We start from the raw sequence: 4250 nt of genomic DNA, 5'->3' as shown, positions 1-4250 counted from the left end.
GCTCGGCGCGGGGCCTGGTCCCGGGCTGGAGCTGAGGCTGCAACACGCCCTGTACGAGCGGACGGTGTACCGGGGGCTGCGGGCGGCGCTCGGCGGCCGGGTGGTGCGCGGCGCCTCCGGCGGCTCCCCGCTCGGCCGCGAACTGGGCCTGTTCTACGAGGGCATCGGCGTGTTCGTGCACGACGGTTACGGACTCACCGAGACCTCCGGCGCGATCACCATGCAGCCGCTGGGCCGGGAGAAGTCCGGGACGGTGGGAACCGCGCTGCCGGGCACCGGGATCCGGGTGGCCGGCGACGGGGAGATCCTGGTCCGCGGGCCGTCGGTGTTCCAGGGCTACACCGGCGACGAGCAGGCGACCCGGGCGGTGCTGCGCGACGGCTGGCTGGCCACCGGGGACCTCGGCCGGCTGGACGCCGACGGCTATCTGACGATCACCGGGCGCAAGAAGGACGTCATCGTCACCAGCGGGGGCAAGACCGTGGCGCCGGCCCTGCTGGAGGAGCGGCTGCGCGCGCATCCGCTGGTGCACGAGGCGATGGTGATCGGCGACGGCCGGCCCTGTGTCGGCGCCCTGATCACCCTGGACCCGGACTTCCTCGCGCACTGGCGGACCGCGCTCGCGCTGCCCGGGGACGCCCGGGCCCGGGAGGCCCGGGAGGAGAACGCGCTGCGGGAGGAGATCGCGCGGGCGGTGGCCTCCGCCAACAGTGCGGTGTCCCGCGCGGAGTCCATCCGGGTCTACCGTGTCCTACCGGAACCGTTCGCGGCGGTCGGCGGGTTGCTCACGCCGTCCCTGAAGCCGCGCCGGGACGCCGTGGTACGGCACTACGCCGCCGAGATCGAGGCGATGTACGCGGCCCGGCCGCGGCCGGCGGTGCGGGAGCCGGCCGAGTGGGACGAGCCGGACGACGTGTTCCGCTGAGGAGGTGGCGCCCCCGGGGGAACCGTGGGACGGGGAGGGCAGACGGATAGTCCGCGCGGCAGGGGGAACCCGCAGCGCAGCGAAGAGATCAGTTGACGACGACCGCCCGGGACCGGCGGGGCCGGTCGGGGCCGGGGAAGCGAGATGGCGACGGAGCCGCGTTGGGACGACACACCACCATCGGAAGAGAGGTACGAGCGTACGTTCTCCTTTCCGGGTGAGCTGCGCAACGTCACGGGGGCGCGGCTCGCCGCGGAGGAGTTCCTGCGCGCCCTCGCCCGTCAGGCGCCGCCGGGCGCCCAGGAGTACTGGGACGACATCCTGCTGGTGGTGACCGAACTGGCCGCGAACGCGATCCAGTACGCGCCCGGCCCGTTCGACCTGAGGATGCGCCGCACCTTCGACGGCGTGCACGTGACGATGCGGGACACCAACCCGGAGCGCCCGGAGCCGCGGCCCTTCCATCCGCGCACCGGTGGCGGCGGGATCGGCTGGCATCTGGTGCACACGCTGTGCAGCCAGGTCAGCGTCGTCGTGCACGACAGCGGCAAGGACATCCACGCGTTCCTGCCCTGGTGACACCGAGGACGCGGCGGCCGTACGACGTGTAGGCGGGCGCTCACCGGTTACTCCACCGTGCGGTGGGGGCAAGGTCGCCCCCGAGCGTTCGTCTGCCTGCCGCACCCGGCTGGCGGGGTGACCGCGGGCGCGGTGGGATCGGAGTTGACGCACGGCGATCCAGGGCATGCGAACAGCGTCGAGCCGTACCGCCCGGAGCCGCAGAAAGGGATGAACACCGTGACACGACCCAGGATCCTGGTGGTGGGCGCAGGCTTCGCCGGAGTCGAGTGCGTCCGCCGCCTGGAGCGGAAACTCGCCCCCGACGAAGCCGACGTCACACTGGTGACGCCGTTCTCCTACCAGCTGTACCTGCCTCTGCTGCCCCAGGTCGCCTCCGGCGTGCTCACGCCGCAGTCGATCGCCCTGTCGCTGCGCCGCAGCAAGAAGTACCGCACGCGGATCATCCCGGGCGGTGCGATCGGGGTGGACCTGAAATCCAAGGTGTGCGTCGTGCGCACCATCACCGACAAGATCGTCAACGAGCCCTACGACTACATCGTGCTGGCCCCGGGCAGTGTGACCCGCACCTTCGACATCCCGGGCCTGACCGAGCACGCCTTCGGGATGAAGACGCTCGCCGAGGCCGCCTACATCCGCGACCACGTCATCTCCCAGCTGGATCTGGCGGACGCCAGCGACGACCCGGCCGAACGGGCCGCGCGGCTGCAGTTCGTGGTGGTCGGCGGCGGCTACGCGGGCACGGAGACCGCGGCCTGCCTGCAGCGCCTCACCCACGCCGCGGTGCAGCGCTACCCGCGCCTGGACCCTGGCCTGATCCGCTGGCACCTGATCGACATCGCGCCCAAGCTGATGCCCGAGCTGGGCGAGAAGCTGGGCCGCAGCGCGCAGGCGATCCTCGGGCGGCGCGGTATCGAGGTCTCGCTGGGGGTGTCGATCGAGAAGGCCGGCGCCGAGGAGGTCACCTTCACGGACGGCCGGGTGGTGCCGACGCACACCCTGATCTGGACGGCCGGGGTGGTGGCCAGCCCGCTGATCGCCACGCTCGGCGCGGAGACGGTCAAGGGGCGGCTGGCGGTGACCCCGGAAATGTGCCTGCCGGGCCACGACGGGGTGTTCGCACTCGGCGACTCCGCGGCCGTGCCGGACCTGGCCAAGGGCGAGGAGGGCGCGGTCTGCCCGCCCACCGCGCAGCACGCCATGCGGCAGGGCAAGGTGGTCGCCGACAACGTCATCGCGACGCTGCGCGGACAGTCGATGCGGCCCTACGAGCACAAGGACCTGGGCCTGGTCGTCGACCTCGGCGGCAAGGACGCGGTGTCCAAGCCGCTCGGTGTGGAGCTGCGCGGGGTGCCCGCCCAGGCGGTGGCCCGCGGCTACCACTGGTCGGCGCTGCGCACCAACGTCGCCAAGACCCGGGTGATGACCAACTGGCTGCTGAACGCGGTCGCGGGCGACGACTTCGTGCGCACCGGCTTCCAGGCCCGCAAGCCCGCCCGGCTGAAGGACTTCGAGTTCACCGACGCCTATCTGACACCGGAACAGGTGCGGGCCCGGGTGGAGGGCGCGGCCGTCGGACCGTCCTGATGTGACCGTGATCACCGGTGACCGCCGATGAGTCCGCCCCGGACCGGCCGTCCTACCCGGTGATCACGGAACACCACACGGAGGGACGCACCACCATGACCGAGAAGACCGTCAAGGGCCCGGCCGGTTACTTCCCCTCGATCGAGAAGAAGTACGGCCGCCCGGTCGGCGAGTGGCAGGAGCTGATCCGGTCCTCGCCGCTGACCCGGCACATGGAGCTGGTCGGCTGGCTGAAGTCGGCGCACGGGCTCGGCCACGGGCACGCGAACGCGCTGGTGGCCGCCACCCTGGCCGAGGGCAGGTAGTCCGGGCGCGCGTGCGATGCTGGGTCGCGGATCGATGTGCGGTACGGGAGAGAGCGCGACCAGGTGAGGGCTCGGGGACGGTCGGGACGGGTACGGATGTGGGACCGGCTCGCGGCGTCGGACCCCGGGCTGCTCCGGCTGACGGCGGGACTGCGCACGGTCACCGCCATCGCCCTCACGCTCGCCGTCCTGGCCGGTACCGGCGTCCCGGTGACCCATCTGGTCGCCGGGGCCATGGCCGCGATGGTGGCCACCTTCGCCATCCGGGAGAAGCAGCCCGCCCGGCAGGCCGGCACGCTCGCGCTCGGTCTGCCGGTGGCGCTGGCCTCGCTGTCGCTGGGTGCGCTGCTCAACCAGCACGTCGTCGCCGGTGACCTGTTCTTCGTCGCCCTGATCTTCGGCGCCGTCTACGGCCGCCGGTTCGGCGACCGCGGCACGGCGCTCGGGCTGATCGGGTTCCAGATCTACTTCCTGTCGCTGTTCGTGCGCGCCACGCCGGGTGCGCTGCCCGCGCTGTACGGCGTCGTCGGCGTGGCGTTCGCGTGCAGCGCCACCGCCCGGTTCGTGCTGCTGCCGCAGACCCCCGCGGGCACCCTGGACCGGCTGCGACGGGCCTTCCGCGCCCGGCTCGCCCAGCTGATCGCCAGCCAGGCGAAGCTGCCGGACGCCGGACCGGAGGAGGTCGAGAAGGTGCTGGAGGAGCTGCGCACCCGCACCGCCCGGCTGCACGAGACGGCGCTGATGATCCAGGGCCGGCTGGAGGACGGCACCTCCGACCCGGCGGTGGCCCGGCTGCTCCAGCGCCGGGTGTCCTCCTACGGCGAGATCGGCCGGCTGGGCGCGGCCGACGTCCG

4 protein-coding genes and 1 pseudogene are annotated in these 4250 nt (G+C 72.8%); all 5 read left to right on the top strand.

Annotated elements, in window-relative coordinates; translation table 11 throughout:
• Positions 1-925, top strand: a 925-nt coding sequence (locus tag H5J33_RS25510; RefSeq protein WP_181797214.1) for a long-chain fatty acid--CoA ligase, incomplete at its 5' end; no start/stop codon positions are given.
• A 144-nt stretch (positions 926-1069) separates the two neighbouring features.
• Positions 1070-1504: an ATP-binding protein gene (locus H5J33_RS25505; RefSeq protein ID WP_181797213.1), complete on the top strand. Its 435-nt coding sequence runs from the start codon at positions 1070-1072 to the stop codon at positions 1502-1504.
• A 210-nt stretch (positions 1505-1714) separates the two neighbouring features.
• A complete protein-coding gene (locus H5J33_RS25500; RefSeq protein ID WP_181797212.1) occupies positions 1715-3091 on the top strand; it encodes an NAD(P)/FAD-dependent oxidoreductase in 1377 nt (458 codons plus the stop codon).
• A 95-nt stretch (positions 3092-3186) separates the two neighbouring features.
• Positions 3187-3396 (top strand): DUF4287 domain-containing protein, encoded by a 210-nt coding sequence (locus H5J33_RS25495; RefSeq protein WP_181797215.1) that lies wholly within the window; start codon positions 3187-3189, stop codon positions 3394-3396.
• Between the two features lie 96 nt (positions 3397-3492).
• Positions 3493-4250, top strand: a pseudogene (locus tag H5J33_RS25490) (FUSC family protein); the annotation flags it as partial.

The sequence above is a fragment of the Streptomyces sp. WELS2 genome (assembly GCF_013870595.1).
In the GTDB taxonomy this organism is placed as follows: domain Bacteria; phylum Actinomycetota; class Actinomycetes; order Streptomycetales; family Streptomycetaceae; genus Streptomyces.
The sequence above is the reverse complement of the archived record's forward strand: the minus strand, read 5'-3'. Positions and strand labels throughout refer to the sequence as shown.

Bases quoted from the DNA above. Each gene is read 5' to 3' on its own strand.
- H5J33_RS25495 (WP_181797215.1), top strand. From the start codon at position 3,187: ATGACCGAGAAGACCGTCAAGGGCCCGGCCGGTTACTTCCCCTCGATC.
- H5J33_RS25505 (WP_181797213.1), top strand. From the start codon at position 1,070: ATGGCGACGGAGCCGCGTTGGGACGACACACCACCATCGGAAGAGAGG.
- H5J33_RS25500 (WP_181797212.1), top strand. From the start codon at position 1,715: ATGAACACCGTGACACGACCCAGGATCCTGGTGGTGGGCGCAGGCTTC.